Below are 1,529 nucleotides of genomic sequence, written 5' to 3' on the forward strand. Positions count from 1 at the left end.
GCAGAGTTGCTTGAAAGTTGTTACGATTCAAATTCAATCATGAGATAGTCAGCAGATGAGCACTTCCAAGAACGCAGACAAGTAAGCCGCAGCAACCTTCATTTTTCGGTTGTTGCGGCGTTCTCATGAATCCTTTTGCTCTACGGGAGCGCCGCCAAATCCTTTGTTCAAGGAGATGGTTTCGTGAGCTCAAAAAACTTTAGTTGGCGGTACTCCCTTGCCGCCACGGTGTTGTTGTTATCACCGTTCGATTTATTGGCATCACTCGGCATGGACATGTACTTGCCAGCAGTGCCGTTTATGCCAAACGCGCTTGGTACGACAGCGAGCACAATTCAGCTTACGCTGACAACGTACTTGGTCATGATTGGTGCCGGTCAGCTCTTGTTTGGACCGCTATCGGACCGACTGGGGCGCCGCCCCGTTCTACTGGGAGGTGGCCTCGCCTACGTTGTGGCGTCAATGGGCCTCGCTCTTACGTCATCGGCTGAAGTCTTTCTGGGGCTTCGGATTCTTCAGGCTTGTGGTGCCTCGGCGTGCCTTGTTTCCACATTTGCAACAGTACGTGACATTTACGCAGGTCGCGAGGAAAGTAATGTCATTTACGGCATACTCGGATCCATGCTGGCCATGGTCCCGGCGGTAGGCCCATTGCTCGGAGCGCTCGTCGACATGTGGCTTGGGTGGCGGGCTATCTTTGCGTTTCTAGGTTTGGGCATGATCGCTGCATCTGCAGCAGCGTGGCGATTCTGGCCTGAAACCCGGGTGCAACGAGTTGCGGGCTTGCAATGGTCGCAGCTGCTACTCCCCGTTAAGTGCCTGAACTTCTGGTTGTACACGTTGTGTTACGCCGCTGGAATGGGTAGCTTCTTCGTCTTTTTCTCCATTGCGCCCGGACTAATGATGGGCAGGCAAGGTGTGTCTCAGCTTGGCTTCAGCCTGCTGTTCGCCACAGTGGCAATTGCCATGGTGTTTACGGCTCGTTTTATGGGGCGTGTGATACCCAAGTGGGGCAGCCCAAGTGTCTTGCGAATGGGAATGGGATGCCTGATAGCTGGAGCAGTATTGCTTGCCATCACCGAAATATGGGCTTTGCAGTCCGTGTTAGGCTTTATTGCTCCAATGTGGCTAGTGGGTATTGGTGTCGCCACAGCGGTATCTGTGGCGCCCAATGGCGCTCTTCGAGGATTCGACCATGTTGCTGGAACGGTCACGGCAGTCTACTTCTGCTTGGGCGGTGTACTGCTAGGAAGCATCGGAACGTTGATCATTTCGCTGTTGCCGCGCAACACGGCTTGGCCGGTTGTCGTGTACTGTTTGACCCTTGCAACAGTCGTGCTCGGTCTGTCTTGTGTTTCCCGAGTGAAGGGCTCTCGCGGCCAGGGGGAGCATGATGTGGTCGCGCTACAAAGTGCGGAAAGTACATCAAATCCCAATCGTTGAGAGAATGTGGCAAGCTATCGCCCAACAAATCGCTGCAGCCGACCCAAAACCGCTACGCGGTTTCGGTCGGCTGAGCTCAGGCGTTA

General features: G+C 54.3%; 1 protein-coding gene. It reads left to right on the forward strand.

What is annotated here, in order from left to right:
* The first annotated feature begins 183 nt into the window (after nt 1-183).
* The gene (locus K0778_RS25975) at nt 184-1,443 is read left to right on the forward strand and encodes a chloramphenicol efflux MFS transporter CmlA1 (RefSeq protein ID WP_000095725.1); all 1,260 of its coding nucleotides are present in this window, start codon (nt 184-186) and stop codon (nt 1,441-1,443) included.
* Nucleotides 1,444-1,529: the final 86 nt, after the last annotated feature.

Origin of the sequence: Escherichia sp. XD33 (assembly GCF_019375075.1) — a bacterium.
In the GTDB taxonomy this organism is placed as follows: domain Bacteria; phylum Pseudomonadota; class Gammaproteobacteria; order Enterobacterales; family Enterobacteriaceae; genus Enterobacter; species Enterobacter flexneri_A.